This is a genomic window from Sphingobium estronivorans (assembly GCF_008692605.1).
GTDB lineage: Bacteria > Pseudomonadota > Alphaproteobacteria > Sphingomonadales > Sphingomonadaceae > Sphingobium > Sphingobium estronivorans.
The window spans coordinates 19,680-44,144 of sequence record NZ_LFCT01000007.1 but is presented as its reverse complement, the minus strand read 5'-3'; the positions used below and the strand labels follow the sequence as shown (position 1 = coordinate 44,144).

Genomic DNA, 24,465 nt, shown 5'->3' with positions numbered 1-24,465 from the left:
TTCTCCTGATGCCTCAATCGTCCTGATGATAGCGGCTCAGGCGGCGGATAAAGCCGATCAGGCCGGTCTGGCGGCTGCGTTTCATGCGTTCGGCATGCAGGATCGTCTGCACCCGTTGGAAGCAATCCTCCGCATCGACATTGCAGAGGACATAGTCATAGCCGTCCCAGTGCGCGATCTCGCCCGCAGCGCGCGACATGCGCCCCTCGATCACTTCCTCGCTGTCGGTCGCCCGCCCGCGCAGACGCCGCTCCAGTTCCTCCATCGACGGCGGCAGGATGAACACGCGCACCACATCGCCGCCCGCAATCTGGTGCAATTGCTGGGCGCCCTGCCAGTCAATGTCGAACAGCACGTCCTGTCCGCTCTTCAACATCGCTTCGACCGGCGCGCGCGGCGTGCCATAGCGCTGACCGAAAACGTGCGCCCATTCCAGGAATTCATGATCGGCGGTCATCCGCCGGAATTCCTCCAGATCGACGAAATGATAATCCTTGCCCTCGACCTCGCCCGGGCGCATCGGCCGCGTCGTCGCGGACACCGACATCGCCAGATCCGGCTCGGCGGCAAGCAATTTGCGCGCAATAGTGGATTTACCGGCGCCAGAGGGCGACGAAAGAACGAAAAGGACGCCGCGGCGCTTGAAATCGGGCGTCTCGATGGAGATGCTGTCGGCCATGGCCGCTAGTGGCGTCATGGACGGCATTTGGCAAGAGGAACTATGGGGTCCTTATCGTTCGCGTGCCTTGCGCGCTTCCTCGATCAATATGGGCTGGACGCTTTCGTCGGGTAACGCCTTGATCGCGCGCTTGCGATCGGCTTCCCGCTTCGCTTCGTAGAGCTTGCCCGCCATATAGGCGCCGGTGACGACCAGCGCCCCGGCCGGATATCGCATGATAAGACGCTTGGCGCCCGCGCCCGCTATCAGACCGATCACGCCCTTCTTGCCGGTATCCGCCGCGACGCGCGCCGCCACCACGGCGGCGCCGACCCGCGCCGCCTTTTTCAGCAGGCCGGACTTTCGCGGCGGACGGCCGCTGCTCGGCGCCTGGTCGATTTTCTTCTTCATAAGGCGTTAATGTACCGCAGATCAGTCGGTTCCACCATGTTGATCTGGATCAGATCATATTCTTCGGCCGCACCAGCCGGTCGAAGGTCACCTGATCCACCAGCCCCAAAGCCAGCCCCGCTTCCCTGAGCGTCAATCCCTGGACATGCGCATATTTGGCGATCTTCGCCGCATTGTCGTAGCCGATCTCCGGTGCCAGCGCCGTCACCAGCATCAGTGACCTGTCGACCAGTTCCGCGATCCGTTTCTCATTCGCCTCCAGCCCCTCGACGCAGCGTTCCGCGAAACTGTCCATTCCAACGCTCAGCAGATGGATCGAACGCAGCACCGCCGCGCCGATCAGCGGCTTGAAGACATTGAGTTCCATATGCCCCTGAAGCCCACCGACAATCACCGCCTGATGATTGCCGATGACCTGCGCGGCCACCATGGTCAGCATTTCGCACTGAGTCGGGTTGACCTTGCCGGGCATGATCGAGCTGCCCGGCTCATTGGCGGGGAGGTCCAGCTCGCCAAGGCCGGAACGCGGACCGGACCCGAGCAGGCGGATGTCGTTGGCGATCTTGGTCAGCGCCACGGCCAGCGTCGCCAGCGTCGAGGACAGGTGCACCAGCGGATCGTTGGAGGCCAGCGCCTCGAACTTGTTGTCGGCGGTGCGGAACGGCAGGCCGGTGAGGACGCCGATTTCCTGTGCCATCGCCCCATCGAAGCCCTTGGGCGCATTCAGCCCGGTGCCGACCGCCGTGCCCCCCTGCGCCAACGCCATCATGCCATGCAGAACCGCCGGCTCGATCCGCTTGCGACTGCGGTAGAGTTGATGGACGTAGCCCGAAAATTCCTGCCCCAATGTCAGCGGCGTCGCATCCTGCAAATGGGTGCGGCCGATCTTCACAATGCCGTTCCAGGCAGCCGATTTGGCATCGAGCGCCGCGTGAAGCCGATCCAGTGCCGGGAAAAGCTCCCCCGTCACCGCCCGCGCCGCAGCGATATGCAGGGCCGTGGGAAAGCTGTCGTTGGACGACTGGCCCATATTCACATGATCGTTGGGATGAACCGGGCTTTTCCCGCCGCGCTTGCCGGTCAGCGCCTCATTGGCGATTCCCGCGATCACCTCATTCACGTTCATGTTGGACTGGGTGCCGCTGCCTGTCTGCCAGATGACGAGCGGGAACTGATCGTCATGGCGCCCCGCGATCACCTGCGCGGCCGCCGCCTCGATCGCATCGGCCAGATCCGGAGCGAGTCCATGCCCGCGATTCACCCGCGCCGCCGCCTGCTTCACGATGGCAAGGGCGTGCACGATGCCGATCGGCATCCGTTCATTGGCGCCAAAAGGAAAATTCTCGATGCTGCGCTGGGTCTGCGCGCCCCAATAGGCGCTGTCCGGAACGTCGATGACGCCGATGCTGTCGGATTCTGTACGGCTATCGCTCAAGATCGGGCACTCCCCTGGCTTGCGGGCACCGCCAATCTGGGGAGCTGGACGCTCCGATTCCAGCGCTTATTTCTTCTTTCCGAAATCCACCGTCACGACGTTGGAGCCGTCTTCCGTCGCCACCTGCGGCACGTCGTTTTCCGCCTCTTCATGCGGTTCGGGCGCCGTGTCGGACTGGACCTGGAACTGAAGCGCGAAATTCACCGCCGGATCGACAAAGGCCGTGATCGCGGCAAAGGGAATATAGAGATGCGCCGCGAGCTGGTTGAAAGTCAGGCTGACGCCGAATGCATCGTCGCTGACCTTCAGATCCCAGAATTTATTCTGGAGGACGATGGTCATCTCATCGGGAAAGCGCTCGACCAGATGACGGGGAATGTCGACTCCGGGCGCCTGCGTCTTGAAAGTGATGTAGAAATGGTGCGCGCCCGGCAAACCGCCCGATTGCTGGACTTCGCCCAGCACGCGGCCGACCACGGCACGCAGGGCTTCCTGCACGATTTCGTCATAGGGAATCAGGCTGTCAGGCAGGTCGTCGCTCATGGCCCAATGTCCTAACGACGCCGTAGCGCTGGTCAAGTGCGCTACAGCACATTGCATGGCGCCCCCACTTCGGTATAGGGCGCAGCCATGCGCACGGCCGACATTCACCGCAACACTGCGGAAACGCAGATCGACGTGACCGTCAACCTCGACGGCACAGGCATCTACACCGTTTCGACGGGCATTGGCTTCCTCGATCACATGATCGAGCAGCTGTCCCGCCATTCGCTGATCGACATGCAAGTGAAAACGGTCGGCGACCTGCATGTGGACCAGCACCACACGACCGAGGACACCGCCATCGCCATCGGCGAGGCGATCGCCAAGGCGCTGGGCGACAAGCGCGGCATTTCCCGCTACGGCAGCGTCTATTCCCCGATGGACGAGACGCTGACCCGCGTATCCCTCGACATTTCCGGCCGTCCCTGGCTGGTGTTCAAGGCGCCCTTCACCGTGCAGCGCCTGGGCGAATGGGACACGGAAATGATCGAGCATTTCTTCCATAGCTTCGCACAGGCGGCTGGGATCACGCTGCACATCGAAAATCTGTACGGCAGCAACAACCATCATATCGTCGAAAGCTGCTTCAAGGGTCTTGCCCGCGCGCTGCGGCAGGCGGTGGAGATCGACCCGCGCAAGGCCGACGCCATCCCGTCGACCAAGGGGATGCTGTGACGACTCTGGCCCTGATCGATTACGGCGCGGGCAACCTTCATTCGGTGCATAATGCCCTGCGCAAGGCAGGGGCGGACAATGCCGTCATCACCGCCGACGCGGACCTGGTGGCGAAGGCGGACCGCATTGTCCTGCCGGGCGTGGGCGCCTTCCGCGCCTGCCGCGATGCGCTGGTGGCGATCCCCGGCATGGTCGAGGCGATGAACGAAGCCGTCCATCGGCGCGGCGTACCCTTTCTGGGCGTCTGCGTCGGCATGCAGTTGCTGGCCGATGCCGGGGAAGAATTCGGACGGCATGAAGGGCTGGGCTGGGTTCCCGGCACGGTCAGGCTGATCGAACCGCACAACCCGGCAATCAAGGTGCCGCATATGGGCTGGAACGACGTGACGCTGCGCGGCCATCCGCCCTTGCTGGAAACCGGGGAAGCCTATTTCCTGCACAGCTATCATTTCGACGTGGCACAGGACGATCATATCGCCGCCGTGACCGATCATGGCGGGCCATTGGTCGCCGCGGTGGCGCGCGATACGATCATCGGCTGCCAGTTCCACCCGGAAAAGAGCCAGAGCTATGGCCTTTCCTTCCTCTCCCGCTTTCTGGAATGGCGTCCATGAGCCTGATCGTTTTCCCCGCAATCGACCTCAAGGGCGGGCAGGTCGTCCGTCTGGCGGAGGGCGACATGAACCGCGCCACCGTCTATGGCGACAATCCCGCCGCGCAGGCGCTGCTGTTCGCGCAAGCGGGCGCACAGCATCTGCATGTGGTCGATCTCGACGGCAGCTTTGCCGGCCGCGCGGTCAACGCCGAAGCGGTCGAAGCGATCGTCGAAGCCTTTCCGGGCCATGTGCAACTGGGCGGCGGCATCCGCAATCGCGACGCGGTGGAGCGTTGGTTCGACCTTGGCGTGTCCCGCATCGTGATCGGCACGGCGGCACTGAAGGACCCTGAGTTCGTCAAGGCCGCCGCTCGCGACTTTCCCGGCGGCATCGTCGTGGCGGTCGATGCGCGGGACGGCTTCGTCGCGACCGATGGCTGGGCCGAAAAGTCCGACATGCCGGTGGCCGACCTCGCCCGCCGGTTCGAGGATGCGGGCGTCGCCAGCCTGCTCTTCACCGATGTGGGCCGCGACGGCCTGCTCAAGGGCTGCAATATCGAGGCGACCGTGGATCTCGCCCGCGCCACCGACATTCCCGTGATCGCCAGCGGCGGCGTAGCGGGGATCGCGGACATCCGCATCCTCAGCCTCCACGCCGACGAAGGCATTGAAGGCGTGATTACCGGCCGGGCGCTCTATGACGGGCGGCTGAACCTCAAGACCGCGCTGGCGGTGGCGCAGGCGGCGGCTTAAGATGACCGTCCGCACCCGCGTCATTCCCTGCCTCGACGTCGCCAATGGCCGGGTGGTCAAGGGCGTGAATTTCATCGACCTGCGCGATGCGGGCGATCCGGTCGAGCAGGCCAAAATCTATGACGCGGCCGGGGCGGATGAGCTCTGCTTCCTCGACATCACCGCGACCCATGAGGCGCGCGGCACCATCCTGGACGTGGTGCGGCATACCGCCGAAGTCTGCTTCATGCCGGTGACGGTCGGCGGCGGCGTGCGCAGTCCCGAGGACGCACGGGCGCTCCTGCTCGCGGGCGCGGACAAGGTGGCGGTCAACAGCGCGGCGGTATCCCGGCCCGAAGTCGTGGCCGACATTGCCGACCGCTTCGGCAGCCAGTGCGTCGTCGGCTCCGTCGATGCGCGGCGGGTCGGCGAAGGCCGCTGGGAAATCTTCACCCATGGCGGGCGCAAGCCGACCGGCATCGACGCGCTGGACCATGCGATCCGGCTGGCCGAACTGGGCGCGGGCGAACTGCTCGTCACCTCCATGGACGGCGATGGGACCAAGGCGGGCTATGACCTCGCCCTCACCCGCGCCATTGCCGACGCGGTGCCGGTCCCGGTCATCGCCAGCGGCGGCGTCGGCACGCTGGAGCATCTGGTCGAAGGCGTGATCGAAGGGCATGCCAGCGCGGTGCTGGCAGCCTCCATATTTCACTTCGGTCAATATACTATTGCTCAAGCGCATCAGGCACTTGCGGCGGCTGGCGTCCCGGTCCGCACCCGCTGAGAACCGTTTCCCCGCCAAAGCGTCGGTTAGGCTTACATTAACCGAAAATGATGACGACCCGTTAACCATGTCCGGTGCGGCATTTCGCTTGTTCGTCCAAATGGCATAGCCCTTGCGTTGTTCCATCCACCTGTTTCGATCAGCAGTGGGGTGAAGAAAATGAATGTAAGCAAATTGTTTCTGGCCATCGGCATAGCAACGCTGATGGGCGCGGCGGCTCCGGCCGAGGCGAGCTGGTGCTGGGGCAAGAAGTGCGGCGGTTCGTCCAGCTCTTCCGGCGGCGGTTCCAGCTCGGGCGGCGCCCCTACCCCGGTTCCCGAACCCGAGCAGATGGTCCTGTTCGGCCTTGGCGCGGCGGTGCTCGGCGCACGGGTTTTCGTCAGCCGTCGCAGCAAGAAGTAAGTTTTCATTTGACGGCCCGCGCGCGCGGCGCTTGATGACGCCATGCGCGCGACCCTTTTCGATCTTGAACGGACCATCCGCCAGCGGCGGCAGGCTGACCCTTCCCAAAGCTATGTGGCCAGGCTGACCGCCAAGGGACGCGGCAAGATCGCCCAGAAAGTGGGTGAGGAAGCCGTAGAGACGGTGATCGCCGCCATGGCGTCCGACCGCGACGGCGCGATCGGGGAAAGCGCGGACCTGCTCTTCCACCTCATGGTGCTGCTGGCGGATCTCGACATCACGCTCGACGATGTGCTGGATGAACTGGACCGGCGCGAAGGCGTTTCGGGGATCGCGGAAAAGGCTTCACGTCCGGCGGATTGATTCCGGCCGGCCCGAACGCGAAAAACTATTGCCGATCCGACCTTTGTCCTTCAGCCTCCCGTTTCAGGAGAGGACAGGAGGGCATATGATCAAGACCATATTGGGCGGCCTGATCGGCGGAGTCGCCATGTATCTTGTCGGATTCATCTTCTGGGGCACGCCGCTCAGCGCTCTTGCCTTCCATCGCGCGGACACCGGGGCGAGCGGCGCGTTGCAGGCCGCCATGGCGCAGGCGCTGACCCCCTCGGGCACCGGCGTCTATGTGATTCCCGATCCCGCGACCGCGCAGGGCACCATTCTCTACGGCAAGGGGCCGGTGGCGATGGTCTTCTACAACAGCAGCGGCTTTCCGGTGACGGACCCCGGCGCCTTGATCGGCGGACTGATCCTGGCGCTGGTCGTGGGCATAATCATCGCGCTGATGCTGCGGCTTGTGAGCAGCGATTTTGCCGTGCGCGCGCGGCTCTGCATCATGGTCGCGCTGATCGCTGTGCTGTGGCTGCATGTCGGGCAGGCTGTGTTCAACCATGCGCCCTGGGGCTATATCCTCTATCTCGCCTTCAGCGATTTTATCGCGCTGGCGGCGGCAGGCCTGATCGCGGCGAAGGTGATGGAGGGCAGGAACGCCTCCGCCTCGCCGGCGGACGGGCGGACGATGCATTAGCTCGCAATCGCGTTTTCCTCCGCCAATCGGATCATGCAATCCGCATGCCGCCGAGCGACAGCCATGCGGTCCTCGCCATACCCACCGCCCATGGTGCTGGCGAGCGGGACAGCCCGGCTCCTCGCGGCGCGCATGACGACACGGTCGCGGCGGTCCAGCCCGGCGTCGCTCAACGACAAACGCCCGAGCCGGTCATCCACATGCGGATCGACCCCCGCCTGATATAATATCAGATCGGGCCGAAAATCGTCGAGAACGCGCGGCAGCACGTCGGTCAATGCGTCCATATAGGCCTCATCCCCCGTCCCATCGGGCAGCCCCACGTCGAGCGTGGACCGCGCCTTGCGGACCGGGAAATTCTTCTCGGCATGGATCGACAGGGTGAAAACATCGCCCCTTCCCGCCATCAGAGCCGCCGTCCCGTCGCCCTGGTGCACATCCAGATCCAGGATCAATATCCGCCGCGCATCCCCCTCGTCGATCAACCGGTGGGCCGCAATGGCCAGATCGTTGAACACGCAATAGCCCGCGCCGCTGTCCTGCAGCGCATGATGGCTCCCGCCCGCCGCATTGGCCGCATAGCCGTGCGTCATCGCCAACCGCGCCGCAGCCCAGGTGCCACCGGGCGACAGCATCGAACGGCGCATCACCCGCTCGGTCACGGCAAATCCGATGCGGCGCTCCTTTTCCGGCGGCACGCTCAGCGTCGCGACCTGCTCGACATAGGCAGGATCGTGCACCGCCTCTATCCAGCGGCGCGGCATGGGAGAGGGTTCATGCACGGTAAAGGACGCGCCTGCCATGCTCAGCGCGTCCATCACCAGCCCATATTTGTCGAAGCGAAAGGAACCGCCCCCTGTTGCAGGAGAGACATAGGCCGGATGGTGAACAACATGCAGCATCATCTTTTCCGCTATCTTCGAGTTTGAACGATGCGGGCTTTGCGCTATCTGATCCAGCATGAAACGTCCCAAATTGATCCGTTTTTCCGTTCTTTCCCTGCTTGGCGCGGTGGCCGTGCCAGTCCTGGCGCAACCTCCGGCGGTGGCGCCGACATTGCCGGCGCCTCAACCGCAGGTGATTCTGCCGCCGACGGTCGTGACGCCGCCGCCTCCGGTTCCTCTGCCCCAGCCGACCGCCGCGCAAGAACGCTGGCTCAATGACTGGCTGAAGGGCGGAACGCAACAAGGGCTGATGGCGCGCAGCAAGGCGACCGCAGATCTGAAGGGCGACGCCCTGCTGTCCGCCGCGCTGGACCGCGCGCGGGCGCTCAGCACCGGGCGCGTCGACACGGCGGATTTCCTGGAAATCTGGGCACTGCGTCCTGCCCCCTTCGATCCGCGCCCCGGTCTGGCCAAGGCGCTCAGCGAGGATCGGCTACCGCAATGGGCGCTCAATCTGACGCCGCCCTATTCGGGCTATGACGGGCTGCGCAAGGGTCTCGCCAATTATGAGCGGATTCGCGACACGGGCGGCTGGCCCACGCTGACCGCGCAATCCTCCCCCGACGCGGTGCGGGCACGCATCGCCATCGAGGACAAGAGCGTCACCCCCGGCGAAAAGCTGGTCGACGTGTTGCAACGGGCGCAGCGACGCTACGGCCTCAATCCCACCGGCCTACTCGACACCCGGACGCTCAAGGAACTGAACGTGCCGGTCGACGATCGAATCGCCGCGATCATGGCGAATATGGAACGCTGGCGCTGGATGCCGCGCGAATTGCCGGTCAACCGCGTTCAGGTGAACATCGCCGCCGCCGTGCTGACGGTGTTCGAGGGCGATCAGCCCGTGACGTCGATGCGCGCGGTGACGGGTTCGCCAGACAATGCGACGCCGATGCTGACGTCCAGTATCCATTCGATCGTCGTCAATCCGCCATGGAACGTCCCTGCTTCCATCGCCAAGCGCGAATTGTGGCCCAAGGGCCGCACCGCGTTGATCCGGCAGGGCTACAAGATCGTCGGCACGCCGCAAACCGGCGAGCGGATCGTGCAACCGGCCGGGCCGGGCAGCGCCCTCGGCCGGCTGAAGTTCGACTTCAACAACCCCTTCGCCGTCTATCTGCACGATACGCCGTCGCGGGCGAAATTCTCCAGCTACGACCGGCTGGCGAGCCATGGCTGCATCCGTCTGGAAAAGCCGGTGCCGCTGGCTGAGCTGATGGTGGCGAGCAATCCCGATCTGGCCGGGCAGATCCAGTCGCTGATCGACACGGGCAAGACCCAGCGCGTATCGCTGCCCAAGCAGGTCGCGGTCTATCTGCTCTACTGGACCGCCTTTGCCAGCAACAACGGCACGATGAGCTTCCGTTCCGACCCCTATGGCTGGGACAAGCTGCTCGCCGCCAAGATCGAGGCGTCCAGCCGCCGCGTCGACCCGACTGCCGCGCCTGCGGCCTCCATCGCATCCAAGGACTGATTTTTCATGCGCACATTCGCCCTTATCGCCCTTGCCGGGACGCTTGCCCTCGCCGCCTGCGGCAAGAAGGAAGAGCAGGCGCCAACTAATAATCTGGTCGAGCCGCCGGTCGAAAATGTGATCGTCAACGAGCCGGAGGCAGAAGTCCCCGCGCCCGAACCGAGCAACAACGCCGTCCCGCCGCCGCCCGCCCCGCCGCCCAGCATTTCCGAACAGCAGCAGATCGAGGATGACGCCGCCGCCACCGGCATGACATCCCGCCTCAGCCGGGATGAGGTGGATCAGTCGGGCAACTCGACCCAGTAACGACCTTCGCCTCGTCCCGGAAACGGGACGACGCGGCGGCTTTTCCACCGCACGCCGGATGAGAATGGGCGGGGTTCGATCGCCCCGCCCTTGGAGCGCTGACGCGCATTTGCTATATTGGGCGCATGGATCGTCGTAATTTTACCAAGCTCGCTTTGAGCGGACTGGCTTTTTCCTTTCTTGCCGACAGTGCGGGCCGGGCTGCTTCGCTGGGCGAAACGCTTCCCAAATCCCCCCTCCCCGCGACGCCGCGCCCGATTCCCGCCGGGCCGCTGGCAACGCAGCCCTATGCCAAATTGCTGGAGCGGGCGAAGGCCGCGCTCGACCGGCACGGGCACATGTTCGAACTGCGCGACCGGGTTGCGCTGGCCGATTTCAACGCGCCCTCGCGCGAACTGCGCTTTCATGTCGTCGATCTGATCGGTGGGCAGGCCAGTTCCTACCTTGTGGCCCATGGCCGGGGGTCGGACCCGGAACATTCGGGATGGCTGCACAGCTTTTCCAACGAACCCAATTCGCTGGCCAGTTGTTCGGGCGCATTCAAGACGGGCGACATCTATGAAGGGCAGCACGGCCGCGCCATCCGCCTGATGGGGCTGGACCCGCAGAATAATAATGCCGAAATGCGCGCCATCGTCGTGCATGGCGCGGATTATGTGAGCGAGGATCATATCGCGACCTGGGGCAAGATCGGGCGCAGCGAGGGCTGCTTTGCCCTCGCCCGCCATATGTTGCCGCAGTTCATCGGGCTGATCGGACCTGGACGGCTGCTGTACGCCGACAAGATCGTCGGGGCCTGACGGGCCGCCTGCAACAGGATCGGCCGAGACAAAAGCCCCGGCCGATAGCCAGATCACCCCGCCTTGGCGCCGGTCATCGCCTCGATAGAAGGCTTGTTCATCGCGTCGATCGACCCGTCGCTCAGCATCGCCTTGCCCATGCTCAGCGCTTCATTGGTCAGCGCCGGATCGTTGGCGGTCTGGCTGGCGCCGATCAGCGCGGAAAGCAGGATGTTCCTGCTCACCGCATCCGTGCCGTTTTCCGCCACCGACTTGCGCGCCAGCGTCAGCGCTTCTTTGTAGAGCGGATCGGCGGCGGCCTTGTCCTGAGCGGCCAGTTTCTGATTGCCCATCTGGATCAATATGCCCGCGAAGATGTTCCGGTTGGCGGCATCGGTCGGCTTGGCCTCGACCAGCCTGCGCCAATGGGGCGCGGATTCGGTATAGAGGGCGATCACCTTGTCCATCTTGCCCAGCGCGCCCTGCGCAGCGGCATCGGCATAAAGCGCGTTGGCCAGGAAGTTCACATTTTCGATCTTGGCCGGATCGGCCGCCACCGCAGCCCGGATGGCGGGGAGCGCGGCGTCATATTTGGCGGCGGCGGTGCTGTTGTCGCCGGCCTGCTGGGCGGTCTGGCCGGCGGTGAAGTCCGTGACCGCCTGATTGAAGGCCGCGATCTGTTCGGAGGTCATCGGACCGGCGGCGGGCGCGGCGGCCTGTTGGGCAAGCGCCGGGGCAGCTAGCGCCAGAGGGGCGGAAACGGTCAACAGGGCAACAATGAAAGAGCGGGACAAGGTCATGGTCTCCTTGGAGATTTCATCCAAATGGGCGCGGGACGCCTCCCCGCGCCCGACCCTGACAATTGACCAGAGATAGATCGCCAATCCCACCCGATCAGGCTCGGGCCATCCCGCAAAAGGCTCGCGCCATGGCAAATTCGTGCCGACGCTGCGCTGAACGGGCGGCGGCTTCGGCATCCTCGCCCCATTGCTCGATTTCCCACGCTTCATCGATTTCGGCTGCCGTCCAGATCAGATCGGCGTCATGCCCGCCATCGACAATGGCAAGGCCGCACACCAGCGAGCCGGAGAGCGTGACCAGCGTGGACAGACCCGCAAGGGTGAACGGATCGAGCGCGGCCACTGCAGCATCCAGCCGTTCCAGTGTCTCGACGGGCTGAGCCACGGGAATGATGCCCTGCGTCACGACAAAGGTCACATCATAGCGATGGCGCGCCCAGTCCAGAAGCGGGTCCCAGGCGGCGGCTTCACGGTCGATCAGTTCGCCCGGCCCTTCGGCGCGGTAGCAGAGCAGATCGCTTGTCCCGTAGCGGGCGATGCCGCTGGCGAAACTCTCGCGATGGGGCGCGATCTGGTCAATGGCACCATTGGCAAGGCCGGTGAAGGGCATGGACCGCGGGTCGACCGTTTCGCCCTGCGCGCGCCATTCCTCGGCAATCGCCTCCGCCAGCGTGGCATTGGGCAAAGCCAGCGGCGCGCGGGCGGGGGTGCGGACAGGCCGGCCGTCCAGCCGGATTTCGAACCCGCCCTCACCGGGAACGATGCTCACATCTGTGTAGAAGCGTTTCATGATTGGGGAGGCTTTCGGAACAAGGCCAGCAGCAGACGGGGCACGATGACGAACTGAAACAGGCCCACGACCACGAAGATCGCGCCCATCGCCTTCGCCTTGCTGCCCTGGACCCAGTGGAATCGCTGCATCAGGATAAGGAACCCAAACATCACCAGCAGCGCGCCGGACAGACGGAACAGGCCCAGCGCGAAGAAGCGCTGACGCGCGACCTTTTCGGGGTCGACGGGCGGGATCGGCGGAGTGTCGGTCATCGGGCGTGGATATGGCCGCGCAATTCTTCGCTGTCCATCGCCACGCTGTGCGCGCCCGCCGCGATCAGATCCTGCGGCAGATGATACCCCCAACCCACGCCCAGAGCACGAGTCCCGGCGGCCAGGGCCATGTCGATGTCGAAGCTGGTGTCGCCGATCATCACCGTGCTGTCCGGCGACGCGCCTGCCTCCGCCATGGCGGTCAGCAGCATGGAAGGGTGCGGCTTGGACGGGTGACGATCCGCCGTTTGCAGCGTCACGAAATGCGCGTGAATGCCATGATGGCTGAGGCAGAGATTAAGCCCCCGGTCCGACTTGCCGGTGGCGACGCCCAGCAACCAGCCATCGGCATCCAGTTCGCGGATCAGTTCGGCAATGCCCGGATAAAGCGGTTCCGACACGGCATTTTCCCGGCGCAACCGATGGAAGGCGAGCTTATATCCTTCCGCCAGATGGTCGTGATAGGCCGCGTCCGCCTGCGGGAGCAGCCGCGCCATGGCGAGCGGCAGCGACAGGCCCACCACGGACAGGATCGACGCACGGTCGGGCGGGGCCAGCTTTTCACCCTCGAAGGCGCGAACCATGGCCGTGCAAATGCTATGCTGGCTATCGACCAGCGTACCGTCGCAATCGAACACGGCCAGAGGGTTGCTCATTTCCTGCGCGGCCCTCCGCCGCTCTTCGCTTCTCCGGATGAGCCGCGCGCGCGGCGTTCGCCCTTGCGGCCCTTGCGGATCTGCTTGGCATGCGCGCGGGCAACCTTTTTCTCATCCTCGCGCGTGGGCTTGCGCGCGATCTCCTCATCCAGCGGCAGGTCGCCGGCATGGATATCGAACCCCAGCGAAACCAGGCTGGCCGCGAAATGATCGGGCAGTTCCGCGCGCACGTCGACGCGGTCGCCATCGGGATGATCCACCCGGATGCGGCGGGCATGGAGGTGCATCTTGCGGCTGATCGTGCCGCTCAAAAAGGCTTCCTTGCCGCCATATTTTCCGTCGCCCACGATCGGATGGCCAATCGCCGCCATATGGACGCGAAGCTGATGGGTGCGGCCGGTATAGGGTTGCAGTTCGACCCAGGCGGCGCGGTTGCCCGCGCGCTCGATCACGCGATAGCGCGAACGGGCGGGAAGCCCCTCCTCCTCATCGACATGCATTTTCTCGCCACCGGTGCCGGGCTGTTTGGCGATGGGCAATTCGATCATGCCGTCCTCGATCGAGGGCACGCCCATCACAATCGCCCAATAGACCTTGCGCGCCGTGCGGCTGGAAAAGGTCTTGGCGAAGAAAGCCGCCGAACGCGCCGTGCGTGCGATCAGCAATGCGCCCGACGTGTCCTTGTCGAGCCGGTGGACCAGCTTGGGACGCTGGTCCAGTTCGAACTCCAGTGCGTCCAGCAGGCCGTCGACATGATCGTCCGTCTTGGTCCCGCCCTGAGTGGCGAGGCCCGGCGGCTTGTTGATGACGATGGCTTGCGCGTCGCGATGAATGACCAGGCTCTGCGCGAAGGCGATCTGATCGTCGGTCAGTTGCGGACGGACGCGCTTGGGTTTCGTGCTTTCGGCGGCCTTCGGCTCAGCCGGGGGCACGCGAATGGCCTGGCCTTCCGCGACGCGGTCGCCGGGCGCCGCACGGGCGCCATCGACGCGAAGCTGGCCGGTACGCGCCCAGCGCGAGACGGTGTTGAAGCCGATGTCGGGCAGATGCCGCTGGAACCAGCGGTCGAGCCGGATGCCGTCATCATCCGCCCCGACGCGAAACTGGCGCACATCGAGCGAGACGCCCTTGCCCGGGCTTGCCTTGGCCGGCGCGGGCTTGGCCGCTGCCTTGGCGGTGGGCTTGGGTCCATCGGGCGTGCGCGCTCGGGCAGCCTTCACCGCGCCGCGAGCGCGGCCCTGCGGCGCGGCACCGGGCTTGCGGGGACCGCCCCGGTTGGGGCCGGAGGATTTGCCCTTCATGCAACGCTCCTCACAATGGCAAGGCCGCCAGCCAGCGCGGCGACCGCGCCGATGACGGAAAAGGCGGCATAGGCCAGCGCCATGCCCAGTTGACCGCGCTCGATCATCAGCACCGTCTCAAGGCTGAAGGAAGAAAATGTGGTGAAGCCCCCCAGCACACCGACGGCCAGCAGCAGGCGGATCGGTTCACCCGGCCCGGCATTGAAGCGTGCAAGAAAACCCGCCAGCAGGCCCATGGCGAAGCCGCCGACGATATTGGCCGCATAGGTGCCCCAGGGCCAAGCGGCGCCGGGTAGCATATGGCCTGCGAGACGCCCGAGCAGATAGCGCAGCGCCGATCCGACGGCGCCGCCTGTCATGACGAGGAGGATATTGTTCATGCCGCCCGCCCTAGAGCATTTTTGGCGGGATTGGGAAGCAATCATTGGCGCAACCGGCCGCCATGCACTCCGTCATCCGTTGGCGGCGAGACGGAGGCACCGAAAATCCGCCCTCAGCCGATATGCGTCCACCGATCCAACGTCACCCAGCCCTCCACATAGTTGGCGTAGTAAATGCCGAACAGCACCGCCGAAAGAACCGTCGCCCGCAAGATCACGATGCCGGGCCGGAAGTTGCTGGGCGCGCTGTCGGCCTGCCCTTTCAGCAGTTCCTCCCCCGTTTCGTCGGGCGTGCGAATGCCGAAGGGCAGGACGATGAACGCGCTGATCGTCCAGAACAACAGGTAGATGGCGAAAATGGCGTACAGGTTCATGGGAAACCGGCTTAAGCCCGAATGAGCAGCACGTCCACCACCGGTTTCTTGCCCGTCCACCGCGTCGCCGTGCGGCGCACCGCCAGCCGCACACGCTCCCGCAGGGCTTCTTCGTCCTGCGAGCCCTTGGCAACCGCGCCGGCAGCCTCCTTAGCCGCTTCTTCCAGAAACGCTGCCTTGTCCTCCTCTACCGGTACGCCTTGCGTACGCAGCGCAGGCGTTCCGAGCACGCGCCCCTTGCCGTCGAGAGCCACAGCGACGCTGATCTGCCCATGCAATGCAATCTTCCGCCGCTCATTCATGGTCGAACCGTCCGCCGGCAGGATGACGTCGCCGTCCAGCACCAGCCGCCCGGTCGCTTCATGGCCGATGATCTCGGGTCCATTGGGCGCCAACCGCAGCAGGTCGCCATTGGACTGAACCACCGCGCGCGGCACCCCGCTCGTCAGACCCAGGCGTGCCTGCTCGGCCATATGGCGCCGCTCGCCATGCACGGGCAGCAAAATCTGCGGCCGCACCCAGCCATACATGGCCTGCAATTCGGGCCGCCCCGGATGGCCGGACACATGCACCTCCGCCTGGCGATCCGTCACCATCAGCACGCCCTTGGCTGCCAGCGCATTCTGGATGCGACCGATGGCGATCTCATTTCCCGGAATCTGCTTGGAGGAGAAGACGACCAAATCGCCCTCGTCCAACTTGATCGGATGGCTGTCGAACGCGATGCGGGACAGCGCGGCCCGCGCCTCGCCCTGTCCGCCGGTGGCGATAATCATCACCTCTCCATGCGGAAGCGCCATCGCATCGTCCCAATCGACGGTTGGCGGAAAATCCTTCAAATAGCCTGCATTGCGCGCCGTCGCGATGATCCGGTCGAGCGACCGCCCCGCCACGCAGAGCTTGCGCCCGACGGCATTGGCGACCTCACCCAAGGTCTGCAAGCGCGCGGCGTTGGATGCAAAGGTCGTGACCAGCACGCGTCCCTTCGCACCCTTGATCGTGCCCATCAGCCCTTCGCGCACATCGCCTTCGGAGCCGCTCGCCTCCGGGTTGAAGACATTGGTACTGTCGCACACCAGCGCCAGCACGCCCTCATCGCCAATGGCCGTCAGTTCCTCCGGCGTGGACGGCTGACCCAGCAGGGGTCGCTCGTCCAGCTTCCAGTCGCCGGTGTGGAAGACTTTCCCATAGGGGGTGTCGATCAGCACCGCATTGCCTTCGGGGATCGAGTGCGCCAGCGGCACATAGCGGAAGCCGAACGGCCCCAGCGCAAAGCTGCCCTCATTGTCGATGACGTTGAGTTCGACCTCTTTCGTCAGCCCTTCTTCCTCCAGCTTCAGCCGGATCAACCCCGCAGTGAAGGGCGTCGCATAAAGCGGCACGCCCAGATCGGCGGCGAGATAGGGGATCGCGCCGATATGATCTTCATGCCCGTGGGTGAGGACAATGCCGAGCAAATCCTCGCGCCGTTCCTCGATAAAGGCGAGATCCGGCAGCACCAGTTCCACGCCCGGATAGGCGGGATCGGCAAAGGTCAGGCCCAGATCGACCATCACCCATTTGCCCTGGCAACCGTAAAGATTGACGTTCATGCCAATCTCTCCCGACCCGCCAAGGGCCAGGAAGATCAGCTCTTCTCCAGGTGTCATTCTGCTTGTAAACTCCGTTCGTATAATAATGCGAGGCCCAGGATCGTGAGATCGGGCGCGATCGCATCGAAAATATCGCTATTATCGTCAAAGAGGACCGCGAGGCCCCCCGTCGAAATCACCTTTGCGGGACGACCGATCTCCGCTCGCATCCGGGCGACCAGCCCTTCCATCATCGCCACATAGCCCCAGAAGACACCGATATGCATCTGCGCCTCGGTGGTACGCCCGATAACCGACGGGTTTTCCGGCGGTGCGATGGCAATCTTCGGCAGCTTCGCGGCGGCAGCCACCAGCGCATCCAGCGACAGGTTGATGCCCGGCGCAATGATGCCGCCCTTGTAAGCGCCGTGATAATCGATCACGTCGAACGTCGTCGCCGTGCCGAAATCGATAACGATGAGGTCGCCTTCATAGAGATGGTGGGCGGCAATGGCGTTTACAACCCGATCCGCCCCGACCGACGCCGGTTCGTCCACGTCGAGCGAGACCCCCCACTCCACCGGCGCCTGCCCGGCGATCAACGCGGTCGTCCTGAAATATTTCTCAGCCAACACCTGAAGGTTATGCAGCGCGCGCGGCACCACCGTGGCGATGATGACCGCCTCGACATCCGCGATCTTATAGCCTTCCAGCATCAGAAGCTGGTTCAGCCACACCGCATATTCGTCGGCCGTGCGGCGGGGGTCGGTCGCGATCCGCCATCGCGCGCGGATTTCCCGCCCGTCGAGCAGTGCGAAAACCACATTGGTATTACCCGCGTCGATCGCGAGAAGCATGGCCGGTCCCCCGGTTGTCAGATAAGAAGGATATCGCCGGCATGAATGGCACGGCTCTCGCCATTCGCCAAGCGCAGGATCAGCATCCCATCCCGGTCGAGCGTATCGAAACTGCCCTCGATGGTCTCGCCATCGGGCTGCACCACCCGCATCGGCGTGCCGGTGGGATGGGCGTTGAGCAGCCAATGTGTCCGCACCGGCTCCAGCCCCTGCGCCCGCCAGACCGCCAGCCAATGGGCGAACAGCTCCGCCAGCCGTAGCTGCAAGGAAGCCGCGTCCACATCCTGCGCCCCTTGCGCGGCCAGATTCGTCACCGGGCGGTCCAGCCCTGTCGGATGTCCCGTCACATTGATGCCGATTCCCGCAACGATGGCGTCGCCGGCCCGTTCCAGCAGGATTCCGGCCATCTTCGCGCCATCGACCAGCACGTCATTGGGCCATTTGATCCGCGCCTGTCCTGCGCAAAGCGGCGCCACCAGCGCATGAACCGCATTGGCCGCAACCAGCGCCAGCGTGTGCGGCAGAGGATCGCCCTGCCGTAGACGGATGAGCGTCGAGCAATAGAGATTGCCATCGGGACTGTCCCAATCGCGTCCCATGCGGCCCCGTCCACCGGTCTGACGCCCTGCGCGCAACCAGCAGCCCTCGGAAATGCCTTGCTCCACCAACGCCAGCATGTCGGCATTGGTGGAGCCAGTCTCCTCGACGAAGCGAAGCTCGGTCAGAACAGCGACGCCGCTGCCGCCGCGCTCGCCTTGTCGAGCATCGGATTGAGGAAATAACCGAAGACGATCACCACGGCGCAGGCCGTCAGGATGATATTCTCGACCGCCCCGCCCCGCGCCTCATAGGGTGCGGCGGGTTCGTCGAAATACATCGTCTTGATGACCTTCAGATAATAGAAGGCGCCGATCACCGACATGGCGATGCCGAAGGCCGCCAGTGCCGTCAGCCCGGCCGCCACCGCAGCATCGAACACCAGGAACTTCGCCCAGAAGCCGAAGAGCGGCGGAATGCCGGCCATGGAGAACATGAAGATCGCCAATGCTGCCGCCAGCCCCTTGCGCGAGCGCGACAGGCCGGCAAGGCTGGCGATCGTCTCGATCGGCTTACCCTCGGCATCGCGCATCTGCAGAATGCAGGCAAAGGCTCCGATGGTCATGACGATGTAGATCGCCATATAGCTCATCGTCGCCGCCGCGCCAGCAGGCGTACCCGCGGCGAGGCCGATCAGCGCGAAACCGACATTGTTGATCGACGAATAGGCCATCAGCCGCTTGATATTGCCCTGGCCGATGGCCGCGACCGCACCGAAGAGGATCGAGGCGAGCGCCACGAAGATCACGACCTGCTGCCAGTCCAGACCCGCCGGCCCCAGCGCCTCGATCGCCACACGCACGGTGAGTCCGATGGCCGCCACCTTGGGCGCGCTGGCGAAGAAGGTCGTGACCGGGGTCGGGGCGCCTTCATACACGTCCGGCGTCCACATGTGGAACGGCACGGCGCTGATCTTGAACGCCAGACCGGCCAGCACGAAGACCAGACCGAAGAGTTCGCCCTTCGACACGCCGTCAGTCAGCGCCAGCGAAATTCCGTCGAAGTTCGTACTGCCCGTGAAGCCGTAAAGCAGAGCGATGCCGTAAAGCAGGATGCCGCTCGCCAGCGAACCCAGGACGAAATATTTGAGCCCCGCTTCGGACGACCGCTCGTCCTGCCGCATGAAACTTGCCAGCACATAGGAGGCAAGGCTGTTCATTTCGAGGCCAACGTAAAGCGTCAGCATGTCGCCGGCCGACACCATCATTCCCATGCCGATGGCGGCGAAGAGGATCAGCACCGGATATTCGGGCCGCGGATGACCCCCGACCGAGAAATAGCGCGGAGCCAGCAGAATCGCCGCCGCCGCCGCACCATAGATCAACGCCTTGGCAAAAACCGAAAAGGCATCGGCCCGAACCAGACCGTCAAAGGCCACCGGACCATGGGCCAGCGAACAGGACAGCGACACGCCGGCGCCGATCAGGGTGACAACCGACAGCCAGTTGACAAGTTGGGCCGACTTGTCGCCGCCATAGGCCGCGATCAGCATCAGGATCAGGCCGCCGGCCGTCAGGATCAGCTCCGGCAGGACCGCCAGGAGGGAAGCGGAATCAATCATCAGTGCGCCTCCCCCGACGCTTCACCATGGGACATTGCGGGTGTTTCTTCATGATGGGCCTCTGCAGCCGGGATGGCCGGACCCATTTTGATCTGGGAATCTCCGGCCGGAGCGGCGGAGGCGAGGCGCGCTTCCAGCGCACGGATGTCGGACCGCATCGGACTGAGGAAGCTCTCAGGATAGATGCCCATCCACAGCACCGCCGCGGCGATCGGCGCCAGCAACCAGACTTCACGCGCCGACAGATCGGGCATGGCCGCCGCGTCCGCGTTCTTCTGGTCGCCATAGCAAATCCGGCGATAGAGATAGAGCATATAGGCCGCGCCCAGGATGATGCCCGTGGTGCAGACCAGCGCCACCCAGCTCGACGCCTGGTAAATGCCCATCAGCGACAGGAATTCACCCACGAAGTTGCTGGTGCCCGGCAAGCCGACCGATGCCATGGTGAACAGCATGAACAGCACCGCATATTTCGGCATGTTGATGCTGAGGCCACCATAGCGGGCAATCTCACGGGTATGCAGCCGGTCGTAGATCACGCCGACGCACAGGAAGAGCGCGCCCGACACCAGACCGTGGCCCAGCATCACCATCATCGCGCCCTCAAGACCCGCCTGGTTGAAGGCGAACAGACCGACCGTCACGATCGCCATATGCGCCACCGACGAATAAGCGATCAGCTTCTTCATGTCCGACTGCACCAGCGCGACGAGGCTGGTGTAGACCACCGCCACCATGGACAGGCCCCAGACCAGCGGCGCGAGCTGCGCCGAAGCTTCTGGGAACATCGGCAGCGAGAAGCGGATGAAGCCGTAACCGCCCATCTTCAGCAGCACGCCGGCCAGAATGACCGAACCGGCGGTCGGCGCCTGAACGTGCGCGTCGGGAAGCCAGGTATGGACCGGCCACATCGGCATCTTCACGGCGAAGCTCGCGAAGAAGGCCAGCCACAGCCAGATCTGGATCTTCGGATCGAAATGATACGCCATCAGCGTCGGGATGTCGGTCGTGCCCGCTTCGTGCACCATCCACATCATCGCGATCAGCATCAGCACCGAGCCGAGCAGCGTGTAGAGGAAGAATTTGTACGAAGCGTAAATCCGTTCCGCGCCGCCCCAGATGCCGATGATGAGATACATCGGGATCAGGCCAGCCTCGAACATGATGTAGAAGAGGTAGAGATCCTGCGCCGTGAAGACGCCGATCATCAGCACCTCCATGAACAGGAACGCCGCCATATATTCAGGCACGCGCTTTTCGATCGCCAGCCAGCTTGCGCCGATGCAGATCGGCATCAGGAACACGGTGAGCGCAATCAGCAGCAAGGCGATGCCGTCAATGCCCAACGCCCAGGCGAACCGCCCGAAGATCGGGGCATATTCCTGGAACTGCCACTGGGCGGCGGTGCCTGACTGGTCGAAGTTCATCCAGAGGACAACGCCCAGGACCAGATCGACCAGCGTTGCGAGCAACGCGATCCAGCGGGCCTGATTGGCGCCTGCGAACAGGCAGGCGATGGCGCCGGCCATCGGCACTGCCATCATCAGGGAAAGGATGGGGAAGCCGTCCATTATCGTGTCATCGCCCAGGTTGCGGCCGCGGCGAGGCCGATCAGCATCACCAGCGCGTAAGTGTAGAGATAGCCGGACTGAAGCCGACGGGTGACTTTGTTGCCCTGCACGACCAGCGCAGCCAGCCCATTGGGCCCGAACCGGTCGATGAAGCCGACGTCACCGAACTTCCAGAAGAAGCGGCCGATGGCGAAGGCAGGCTTGACGAACAGGAAGTGGTACAGTTCGTCGAAATACCATTTGTTGAGCAGGAACTGGTAGAGAGCGCCGAAGGTCGCGACGAAGCGGCGCGGCCAGTCGGTGAACTTGAGATAGGCCAGCATGGCTATCACCAGACCGGTCAACATCACCGTGAAGGGACCGAACTTGACCCAGGTGGGCACTTCATGCGCGGCGTGCATCAGGTGGCTGTCGAACGCGATCGCGCCCTTCCAGAACTCGATGCCCCCTTCCGGACCGATAAACTGGTCGTGGAAGGCAAAGCCCGCGAACACCGCGCCAAGGCTCAGCACCACCAGCGGCACCAACATGACCCAGGGGCTTTCATGGGGATGATAACCCGCCGTGCCCGTCAGTTCTTGACCATGATGGCCATGATGGCCGTGGCCGTCATGCTCGGTTTCTTCTTCCGGCGTTTCATGATGGCCATGGACCGCGTGCTGGATGTGCTCCGAAGCGGCCCAACGCGGTTTGCCGAAGAAGGTCAGGAACACCAGACGCCAGGAATAGAAGCTGGTGAGCAACGCTGCGAACACGCCGACGAGGTAGGCGCCGACGCCTGCACCGCCCGAAGCATAAGCCGCCTCGAGAATGCCATCCTTCGAATAGAAGCCCGCAAAGCCCACGCCGACCAGCGGCAAACCGACGCCTGTAATGGCCAGCGTGCCGAGGGTCATCGTCCAGAAGGTGATCGGGATCTCCTTCCGCAGCGCGCCATAGTAACGCATGTCCTGCTCATGGTGCATCGCGTGGATGACCGAGCCGGCGCCGAGGAACAGCAGCGCCTTGAAGAAGGCGTGGGTGAAGAGGTGGAACATCGCCGCACCGTAAGCGCCCACACCCGCCGCGAAGAACATATAGCCCAACTGCGAACAGGTCGAATAGGCGATGACGCGCTTGATGTCGGTCTGCACCGTGCCCACGGTCGCCGCGAACAGACAGGTCGCCGCACCGATGAAGGTGACGAAGTGCAGCGCGGTCGGCGAGGTTTCGAACATTGGCGACAGGCGGCAGACCATGAACACGCCCGCGGTCACCATGGTCGCCGCGTGGATCAGCGCCGACACCGGGGTCGGGCCTTCCATCGCGTCCGGCAGCCAGGTGTGAAGGCCAAGCTGCGCCGACTTGCCCATCGCGCCGATGAACAGCAGCAGGCAAAGCACGGTCATGGTGTCGAAACGATGACCCAGGAACCCAATGGTCGAACCGGCCATGGAAGGCGCCGCGGCCAGGATTTCAGGGATCGAGATGGTGTTGAACACCAGATAGGTGCCGAAAATGCCCAGCATGAAACCCAGGTCGCCAACGCGGTTGACGACGAACGCCTTGATCGCGGCGGCGTTGGCCGAGGGTTTACGGAACCAGAAGCCGATCAGCAGATAGGAGGCCAGACCGACGCCTTCCCAGCCGAAGAACATCTGGAGCAGATTGTTCGCCGTCACGAGCATCAGCATCGCAAAGGTGAAGAGCGACAGATAGGCGAAGAAGCGCGGCTGATCCGGCTCCTCCTCCATATAGCCCCAGCTGTAGAGGTGGACGAGGCTCGACACGCTGGTGATGACCACCAGCATGACGGCGGTCATGGTGTCGACGCGCAGGGCCCACTGGGCATCGAAGCTGCCCGACTGGATCCAGGTGAACACCGGCGCCACATAGGCTTCGGCATGCCCCGTCACGAACGACAGGAAGATCGGCCAGCTCATTGCGCAAGAGGCAAAGAGCGCGCCGGTGGTGACGATCTTCGCGGGCAGCTTGCCAAGGGCCTTGTTGCCAAGACCGGCGATGGCAGCAGCCAGCAACGGAAGAAGGACGATAAGCTGGATCATGACGAAGCTTAGCCCTTCATCCGGTTGACATCGTCGACGGCGATCGTGCCGCGACCACGGAAATAAATGACGAGGATGGCAAGGCCGATGGCCGCCTCACCCGCCGCGACGGTCAGCACGAACATGCTGAACACCTGGCCCACCAGGTCGCCAAGAAAGGCGCTGAAAGCCACAAGGTTGATGTTCACGCTGAGGAGGATCAGCTCGATCGCCATCAGGATGATGATGACATTCTTGCGATTGATGAAGATGCCCAGCACCCCCATCACGAACAGGATCGCGCTGACCACCATATAATGCTGAAGGCCGATCACAGCTCCACCCCCTGCCCTACGGGCTGATTGACATTACGCACGGCATCTTCCGGCCGGCGGCGGTTCTGGCGCGCGACATTCTGGCCGCGCACGCCGCCACGAGCGCGATGGGTCAGCACGATAGCGCCGATCATCGCAACCAGCAGAACGATGCCCGCCGCTTCGAACAGGAAGATATAGCGGGTGTAGAGCAGCCCGCCGATCGCCTGGATATTGCTGAGTTCCGGGTTCACCGGCGCGGCGCGCTGCGCCAGTTCGATGGGACCGGCGCTCCACAGGCCAATGCCCAGCACGATCTCGGCCAGAAGGACCAGCGCAATCAGCAGCCCGAACGGCAGATAATCGACGAAACCGGCACGCAGTTCGGCGAAGTCGATGTCGAGCATCATGACGACGAACAGGAACAGCACGGCGACGGCGCCGACATAGACGATAACCAGAAGCATCGCGATGAATTCGGCGCCCAGCAGGACCATCAGGCCCGCCGCGTTGAAGAACGCAAGGATCAGCCACAGCACCGAATGAACCGGATTGCGCGACAGGATCGTCAGCGCGCCGCTGCACACCACGATCGCGGCGAACAGATAAAAGGCGAAGACGTGAATCACAGGACCATTATCCCCTTC

30 protein-coding genes are annotated in these 24,465 nt (G+C 64.0%); 10 read left to right on the top strand and 20 right to left on the bottom strand.

Going from position 1 to position 24,465, the window contains the following annotated elements; all coding sequences use genetic code 11:
• Positions 1 to 13: 13 nt before the first annotated feature.
• The 4 genes from gmk to F7P65_RS06535 form a co-directional block, all read right to left on the bottom strand.
• The gene (gmk, locus tag F7P65_RS06550; protein WP_150291084.1) at positions 14 to 679 is read right to left on the bottom strand and encodes a guanylate kinase; all 666 of its coding nucleotides are present in this window, start codon (positions 677 to 679) and stop codon (positions 14 to 16) included.
• A 51-nt stretch (positions 680 to 730) separates the two neighbouring features.
• Positions 731 to 1,069, bottom strand: coding sequence for a hypothetical protein (locus F7P65_RS06545; RefSeq protein WP_150290953.1), 339 nt, complete (start codon positions 1,067 to 1,069; stop codon positions 731 to 733).
• A gap of 49 nt (positions 1,070 to 1,118) precedes the next feature.
• Positions 1,119 to 2,504, bottom strand: coding sequence for a class II fumarate hydratase (gene fumC, locus F7P65_RS06540; RefSeq protein ID WP_150290952.1), 1,386 nt, complete (start codon positions 2,502 to 2,504; stop codon positions 1,119 to 1,121).
• 66 nt (positions 2,505 to 2,570) lie between these two features.
• Positions 2,571 to 3,047 carry an SspB family protein gene (locus F7P65_RS06535; RefSeq protein ID WP_150290951.1) on the bottom strand — a complete coding sequence of 159 codons (477 nt, stop codon included), beginning with the start codon at positions 3,045 to 3,047 and terminating at the stop codon, positions 2,571 to 2,573.
• Positions 3,048 to 3,134: 87 nt separating this feature from the next.
• Between F7P65_RS06535 and hisB the strand changes: the two genes are divergently transcribed.
• The 7 genes from hisB (at position 3,135) to F7P65_RS06500 (ending at position 7,265) form a co-directional block, all read left to right on the top strand.
• Positions 3,135 to 3,722 carry an imidazoleglycerol-phosphate dehydratase HisB gene (gene hisB, locus F7P65_RS06530; RefSeq protein ID WP_150290950.1) on the top strand — a complete coding sequence of 196 codons (588 nt, stop codon included), beginning with the start codon at positions 3,135 to 3,137 and terminating at the stop codon, positions 3,720 to 3,722.
• A complete protein-coding gene (gene hisH / locus F7P65_RS06525) occupies positions 3,719 to 4,336 on the top strand; it encodes an imidazole glycerol phosphate synthase subunit HisH (protein ID WP_150290949.1) in 618 nt (205 codons plus the stop codon). The genes hisB and hisH overlap by 4 nt, the downstream gene beginning before the upstream one ends.
• Positions 4,333 to 5,070, top strand: coding sequence for a 1-(5-phosphoribosyl)-5-[(5-phosphoribosylamino)methylideneamino]imidazole-4-carboxamide isomerase (gene hisA / locus F7P65_RS06520; protein ID WP_150290948.1), 738 nt, complete (start codon positions 4,333 to 4,335; stop codon positions 5,068 to 5,070). The genes hisH and hisA overlap by 4 nt, the downstream gene beginning before the upstream one ends.
• Position 5,071: 1 nt before the next feature.
• Positions 5,072 to 5,836: an imidazole glycerol phosphate synthase subunit HisF gene (gene hisF / locus F7P65_RS06515; RefSeq protein ID WP_150290947.1), complete on the top strand. Its 765-nt coding sequence runs from the start codon at positions 5,072 to 5,074 to the stop codon at positions 5,834 to 5,836.
• Between the two features lie 159 nt (positions 5,837 to 5,995).
• Positions 5,996 to 6,238 (top strand): PEP-CTERM sorting domain-containing protein, encoded by a 243-nt coding sequence (locus F7P65_RS06510; protein ID WP_150290946.1) that lies wholly within the window; start codon positions 5,996 to 5,998, stop codon positions 6,236 to 6,238.
• Positions 6,239 to 6,280: 42 nt separating this feature from the next.
• Positions 6,281 to 6,601, top strand: coding sequence for a phosphoribosyl-ATP diphosphatase (locus F7P65_RS06505; RefSeq protein WP_150290945.1), 321 nt, complete (start codon positions 6,281 to 6,283; stop codon positions 6,599 to 6,601).
• Between the two features lie 85 nt (positions 6,602 to 6,686).
• Positions 6,687 to 7,265, top strand: coding sequence for a hypothetical protein (locus tag F7P65_RS06500; protein WP_150290944.1), 579 nt, complete (start codon positions 6,687 to 6,689; stop codon positions 7,263 to 7,265).
• On the opposite strand, the gene F7P65_RS06495 is transcribed toward F7P65_RS06500, so the two are convergent.
• Positions 7,262 to 8,167 carry a histone deacetylase family protein gene (locus F7P65_RS06495; protein WP_150291083.1) on the bottom strand — a complete coding sequence of 302 codons (906 nt, stop codon included), beginning with the start codon at positions 8,165 to 8,167 and terminating at the stop codon, positions 7,262 to 7,264. The two genes, F7P65_RS06500 and F7P65_RS06495, sit on opposite strands and share 4 nt — an antisense overlap.
• A 58-nt stretch (positions 8,168 to 8,225) precedes the next feature.
• On the opposite strand from F7P65_RS06495, the gene F7P65_RS06490 reads away from it, so the two are divergent.
• The 3 genes from F7P65_RS06490 (at position 8,226) to F7P65_RS06480 (ending at position 10,789) form a co-directional block, all read left to right on the top strand.
• Complete coding sequence (locus F7P65_RS06490) at positions 8,226 to 9,683, top strand: L,D-transpeptidase family protein (protein ID WP_150290943.1); 1,458 nt, start codon at positions 8,226 to 8,228, stop codon at positions 9,681 to 9,683.
• A 6-nt stretch (positions 9,684 to 9,689) separates the two neighbouring features.
• Positions 9,690 to 9,989: a hypothetical protein gene (locus tag F7P65_RS06485; RefSeq protein ID WP_150290942.1), complete on the top strand. Its 300-nt coding sequence runs from the start codon at positions 9,690 to 9,692 to the stop codon at positions 9,987 to 9,989.
• A 125-nt stretch (positions 9,990 to 10,114) separates the two neighbouring features.
• Positions 10,115 to 10,789: a murein L,D-transpeptidase catalytic domain family protein gene (locus F7P65_RS06480; protein WP_150290941.1), complete on the top strand. Its 675-nt coding sequence runs from the start codon at positions 10,115 to 10,117 to the stop codon at positions 10,787 to 10,789.
• Positions 10,790 to 10,842: 53 nt separating this feature from the next.
• Here the strand turns inward: F7P65_RS06480 and F7P65_RS06475 are convergent, their stop codons facing one another.
• The 15 genes from F7P65_RS06475 to F7P65_RS06405 form a co-directional block, all read right to left on the bottom strand.
• Positions 10,843 to 11,568 (bottom strand): hypothetical protein, encoded by a 726-nt coding sequence (locus F7P65_RS06475; RefSeq protein WP_150290940.1) that lies wholly within the window; start codon positions 11,566 to 11,568, stop codon positions 10,843 to 10,845.
• A gap of 94 nt (positions 11,569 to 11,662) precedes the next feature.
• A complete protein-coding gene (locus F7P65_RS06470) occupies positions 11,663 to 12,358 on the bottom strand; it encodes an ATP12 family chaperone protein (protein ID WP_150290939.1) in 696 nt (231 codons plus the stop codon).
• Positions 12,355 to 12,612, bottom strand: a complete 258-nt coding sequence (locus F7P65_RS06465) for a hypothetical protein (protein ID WP_150290938.1) — start codon at positions 12,610 to 12,612, stop codon at positions 12,355 to 12,357. The genes F7P65_RS06470 and F7P65_RS06465 overlap by 4 nt, the downstream gene beginning before the upstream one ends.
• Positions 12,609 to 13,268, bottom strand: coding sequence for an HAD-IA family hydrolase (locus tag F7P65_RS06460; protein ID WP_150290937.1), 660 nt, complete (start codon positions 13,266 to 13,268; stop codon positions 12,609 to 12,611). The genes F7P65_RS06465 and F7P65_RS06460 overlap by 4 nt, the downstream gene beginning before the upstream one ends.
• The gene (locus tag F7P65_RS06455) at positions 13,265 to 14,569 is read right to left on the bottom strand and encodes an RluA family pseudouridine synthase (protein ID WP_150290936.1); all 1,305 of its coding nucleotides are present in this window, start codon (positions 14,567 to 14,569) and stop codon (positions 13,265 to 13,267) included. The genes F7P65_RS06460 and F7P65_RS06455 overlap by 4 nt, the downstream gene beginning before the upstream one ends.
• A complete protein-coding gene (gene crcB / locus F7P65_RS06450; RefSeq protein ID WP_150290935.1) occupies positions 14,566 to 14,949 on the bottom strand; it encodes a fluoride efflux transporter CrcB in 384 nt (127 codons plus the stop codon). The genes F7P65_RS06455 and crcB overlap by 4 nt, the downstream gene beginning before the upstream one ends.
• Before the next feature lie 113 nt (positions 14,950 to 15,062).
• Positions 15,063 to 15,323 (bottom strand): DUF1467 family protein, encoded by a 261-nt coding sequence (locus F7P65_RS06445; protein ID WP_150290934.1) that lies wholly within the window; start codon positions 15,321 to 15,323, stop codon positions 15,063 to 15,065.
• Positions 15,324 to 15,334: 11 nt separating this feature from the next.
• Positions 15,335 to 16,972: a ribonuclease J gene (locus tag F7P65_RS06440; protein ID WP_150290933.1), complete on the bottom strand. Its 1,638-nt coding sequence runs from the start codon at positions 16,970 to 16,972 to the stop codon at positions 15,335 to 15,337.
• Positions 16,969 to 17,751 carry a type III pantothenate kinase gene (locus F7P65_RS06435; protein WP_150290932.1) on the bottom strand — a complete coding sequence of 261 codons (783 nt, stop codon included), beginning with the start codon at positions 17,749 to 17,751 and terminating at the stop codon, positions 16,969 to 16,971. The genes F7P65_RS06440 and F7P65_RS06435 overlap by 4 nt, the downstream gene beginning before the upstream one ends.
• Before the next feature lie 17 nt (positions 17,752 to 17,768).
• Positions 17,769 to 18,476 carry a biotin--[acetyl-CoA-carboxylase] ligase gene (locus F7P65_RS06430; RefSeq protein ID WP_275897553.1) on the bottom strand — a complete coding sequence of 236 codons (708 nt, stop codon included), beginning with the start codon at positions 18,474 to 18,476 and terminating at the stop codon, positions 17,769 to 17,771.
• Positions 18,473 to 19,909, bottom strand: coding sequence for an NADH-quinone oxidoreductase subunit NuoN (gene nuoN, locus F7P65_RS06425; RefSeq protein ID WP_150290930.1), 1,437 nt, complete (start codon positions 19,907 to 19,909; stop codon positions 18,473 to 18,475). The genes F7P65_RS06430 and nuoN overlap by 4 nt, the downstream gene beginning before the upstream one ends.
• On the bottom strand, positions 19,909 to 21,480 hold the full coding sequence (locus F7P65_RS06420; RefSeq protein WP_150290929.1) for an NADH-quinone oxidoreductase subunit M: 1,572 nt from the start codon (positions 21,478 to 21,480) through the stop codon (positions 19,909 to 19,911). The genes nuoN and F7P65_RS06420 overlap by 1 nt, the downstream gene beginning before the upstream one ends.
• Positions 21,480 to 23,525, bottom strand: a complete 2,046-nt coding sequence (nuoL, locus tag F7P65_RS06415; protein WP_150290928.1) for an NADH-quinone oxidoreductase subunit L — start codon at positions 23,523 to 23,525, stop codon at positions 21,480 to 21,482. Before nuoL ends, F7P65_RS06420 begins: the two co-directional genes overlap by 1 nt.
• Positions 23,526 to 23,533: 8 nt before the next feature.
• Positions 23,534 to 23,839, bottom strand: a complete 306-nt coding sequence (gene nuoK, locus F7P65_RS06410) for an NADH-quinone oxidoreductase subunit NuoK (RefSeq protein WP_004211745.1) — start codon at positions 23,837 to 23,839, stop codon at positions 23,534 to 23,536.
• Positions 23,836 to 24,447 carry an NADH-quinone oxidoreductase subunit J gene (locus F7P65_RS06405; RefSeq protein ID WP_150290927.1) on the bottom strand — a complete coding sequence of 204 codons (612 nt, stop codon included), beginning with the start codon at positions 24,445 to 24,447 and terminating at the stop codon, positions 23,836 to 23,838. Before F7P65_RS06405 ends, nuoK begins: the two co-directional genes overlap by 4 nt.
• Positions 24,448 to 24,465 lie beyond the last annotated feature (18 nt).

Excerpts from the sequence above, each read along its gene's own strand:
- gmk (WP_150291084.1), bottom strand. The coding sequence starts at position 679 with ATGGCCGACAGCATCTCCATCGAGACGCCCGATTTCAAGCGCCGCGGC.
- F7P65_RS06545 (WP_150290953.1), bottom strand. The coding sequence starts at position 1,069 with ATGAAGAAGAAAATCGACCAGGCGCCGAGCAGCGGCCGTCCGCCGCGA.
- F7P65_RS06535 (WP_150290951.1), bottom strand. The coding sequence starts at position 3,047 with ATGAGCGACGACCTGCCTGACAGCCTGATTCCCTATGACGAAATCGTG.
- hisB (WP_150290950.1), top strand. The coding sequence starts at position 3,135 with ATGCGCACGGCCGACATTCACCGCAACACTGCGGAAACGCAGATCGAC.
- hisA (WP_150290948.1), top strand. The coding sequence starts at position 4,333 with ATGAGCCTGATCGTTTTCCCCGCAATCGACCTCAAGGGCGGGCAGGTC.
- hisF (WP_150290947.1), top strand. The coding sequence starts at position 5,072 with ATGACCGTCCGCACCCGCGTCATTCCCTGCCTCGACGTCGCCAATGGC.
- F7P65_RS06510 (WP_150290946.1), top strand. The coding sequence starts at position 5,996 with ATGAATGTAAGCAAATTGTTTCTGGCCATCGGCATAGCAACGCTGATG.
- F7P65_RS06505 (WP_150290945.1), top strand. The coding sequence starts at position 6,281 with ATGCGCGCGACCCTTTTCGATCTTGAACGGACCATCCGCCAGCGGCGG.
- F7P65_RS06500 (WP_150290944.1), top strand. The coding sequence starts at position 6,687 with ATGATCAAGACCATATTGGGCGGCCTGATCGGCGGAGTCGCCATGTAT.
- F7P65_RS06495 (WP_150291083.1), bottom strand. The coding sequence starts at position 8,167 with ATGCTGCATGTTGTTCACCATCCGGCCTATGTCTCTCCTGCAACAGGG.
- F7P65_RS06490 (WP_150290943.1), top strand. The coding sequence starts at position 8,226 with ATGAAACGTCCCAAATTGATCCGTTTTTCCGTTCTTTCCCTGCTTGGC.
- F7P65_RS06485 (WP_150290942.1), top strand. The coding sequence starts at position 9,690 with ATGCGCACATTCGCCCTTATCGCCCTTGCCGGGACGCTTGCCCTCGCC.
- F7P65_RS06480 (WP_150290941.1), top strand. The coding sequence starts at position 10,115 with ATGGATCGTCGTAATTTTACCAAGCTCGCTTTGAGCGGACTGGCTTTT.
- F7P65_RS06475 (WP_150290940.1), bottom strand. The coding sequence starts at position 11,568 with ATGACCTTGTCCCGCTCTTTCATTGTTGCCCTGTTGACCGTTTCCGCC.
- F7P65_RS06470 (WP_150290939.1), bottom strand. The coding sequence starts at position 12,358 with ATGAAACGCTTCTACACAGATGTGAGCATCGTTCCCGGTGAGGGCGGG.
- F7P65_RS06465 (WP_150290938.1), bottom strand. The coding sequence starts at position 12,612 with ATGACCGACACTCCGCCGATCCCGCCCGTCGACCCCGAAAAGGTCGCG.
- F7P65_RS06460 (WP_150290937.1), bottom strand. The coding sequence starts at position 13,268 with ATGAGCAACCCTCTGGCCGTGTTCGATTGCGACGGTACGCTGGTCGAT.
- F7P65_RS06455 (WP_150290936.1), bottom strand. The coding sequence starts at position 14,569 with ATGAAGGGCAAATCCTCCGGCCCCAACCGGGGCGGTCCCCGCAAGCCC.
- crcB (WP_150290935.1), bottom strand. The coding sequence starts at position 14,949 with ATGAACAATATCCTCCTCGTCATGACAGGCGGCGCCGTCGGATCGGCG.
- F7P65_RS06445 (WP_150290934.1), bottom strand. The coding sequence starts at position 15,323 with ATGAACCTGTACGCCATTTTCGCCATCTACCTGTTGTTCTGGACGATC.
- F7P65_RS06440 (WP_150290933.1), bottom strand. The coding sequence starts at position 16,972 with ATGACACCTGGAGAAGAGCTGATCTTCCTGGCCCTTGGCGGGTCGGGA.
- F7P65_RS06435 (WP_150290932.1), bottom strand. The coding sequence starts at position 17,751 with ATGCTTCTCGCGATCGACGCGGGTAATACCAATGTGGTTTTCGCACTG.
- nuoN (WP_150290930.1), bottom strand. The coding sequence starts at position 19,909 with ATGATTGATTCCGCTTCCCTCCTGGCGGTCCTGCCGGAGCTGATCCTG.
- F7P65_RS06420 (WP_150290929.1), bottom strand. The coding sequence starts at position 21,480 with ATGGACGGCTTCCCCATCCTTTCCCTGATGATGGCAGTGCCGATGGCC.
- nuoL (WP_150290928.1), bottom strand. The coding sequence starts at position 23,525 with ATGATCCAGCTTATCGTCCTTCTTCCGTTGCTGGCTGCTGCCATCGCC.